The organism is Bradyrhizobium macuxiense (assembly GCF_007993935.1).
GTDB lineage: Bacteria > Pseudomonadota > Alphaproteobacteria > Rhizobiales > Xanthobacteraceae > Bradyrhizobium > Bradyrhizobium macuxiense_A.
The window spans coordinates 2,724-4,207 of sequence record NZ_VITY01000036.1 but is presented as its reverse complement, the minus strand read 5'-3'; the positions used below and the strand labels follow the sequence as shown (position 1 = coordinate 4,207).

Annotated in this window: 1 protein-coding gene; it reads left to right on the top strand. The window is 56.7% G+C overall.

Annotated features, from left to right (window positions below; all coding sequences use genetic code 11):
• Positions 1-124 precede the first annotated feature (124 nt).
• Positions 125-1,258: an FAD-dependent oxidoreductase gene (locus tag FBZ93_RS40300; RefSeq protein ID WP_146993215.1), complete on the top strand. Its 1,134-nt coding sequence runs from the start codon at positions 125-127 to the stop codon at positions 1,256-1,258.
• The last annotated feature ends 226 nt before the right edge of the window (positions 1,259-1,484 follow it).

The window sequence follows — 1,484 nt, the reverse complement described above, 5'->3', positions numbered from 1 at the left end:
GCTCGATGCCTCGACCTGACTTGAGAGATTCAATCTATCGCTGTTGAGCTGATTGAATCTTACCCATTCGAGACCTGCAGTCGAAGGCCGCTCGGGCTGATTCCCGATTTTTGAGAGAGCGACTATGAGCAAAGCGAATACACACATCGCCGTCGTCGGCGGGGGTATCGGCGGGCTGACAGCGGCAGCGTTGCTGCAGCGCGCCGGATACACCTGTACCATCTATGAGCAGGCGCCGGCGTTCCGCCGGATAGGGGCCGGCATAAGTTTTGGCCCCAATGCCACGCGGGTTTTCTATTCAATGGGACTTGGTCGGACCATGCTAGCGGTTGGGCTGCAACCTTCCATCACAGTCAACAGCGAATGGGACACTGGCCGCGCGTTCAACGTCATGCAAACTCCTGAGCTTGGGAGGCGCTATGGGGCACCATTCGTCACTTTTCATCGAGGCGCTCTTCACGACATGCTGCTCTCGGCCGTTAAGCCCAACACAATCCAGCTCGGCAAAAAGCTTGTCGGGCTCGAGGAACGCGGCGGATCAGAGATAAAGCTTTCATTTGAAGACGGTACACATGCCTCCGCAGACGTGTTGATCGGAGCGGACGGGCTGAACTCAGTTGTTCGTGGCGCGATTTTCGAGCTGGAGCCTCCAAAGTACTTCGGAAGGGTCGCGTATAGGTCCATTCTACCGCGCAGGGTACTCGAAGGGCTGGAATTGTTGGACGCCAATCGGTGGTGGGGGCCAGATCGCTATGCGGTCGCTTATTTCATGAGTGAGGCTCGCGACGAGTTGAATGTGGCGGCGTTGACGCCAGAAGCGTGGGACGAGCCGGATTTCTCGCCGGTGGTGGCAGATTTGACGCGTATGCGGGCGGCTTTCGGAGGGTTTAACCGAACACTTCGGGAGCTTCTCGCCAGGTGCACTGAAGTTAGTCGCTGGCCGATACTCACACGTCCGTCCAGCCTCCCGTGGAGTCGAGGCTGCATAACACTACTCGGCGATGCCTGCCATGCAATGCCACCGCTTACAGGCCAAGGCGGCGGTATGGCGGTGGAAGACGCGGCCATGCTGGTGCGGTGCCTTGAGCATTATGGCGGCGAAGACGTCAAACCTGCATTGCAGCTGTACGAAAAAAGTCGTTTCCAACGCATAACCAGGACGCACGAAGCTTCACAAACACACGAGCTAGGTCGTGGCGACACTGATCAGGAATGGCTTTACGGTTACGACGTGCTCAGCGTGCCGTTAGCAAATTAGGACAAATCACATGCTCGCAAATCCCATTCCTTGGCCAGATCGAAACCGATGCGCTGTGGCGCTTACCTGGGACGTGGACGTCGATAGTTCGTTACATTACCGACATCCTGATCGCCTGGATAATCTCGTTTCCAGTGTTTCGCTCGTCCGCTATGGATCTTCAGTAGGCATACCGCGGCTGGTCGAGACGTTTCGCCGATTGGAGATGAGGCAGACGTTTTTTGTG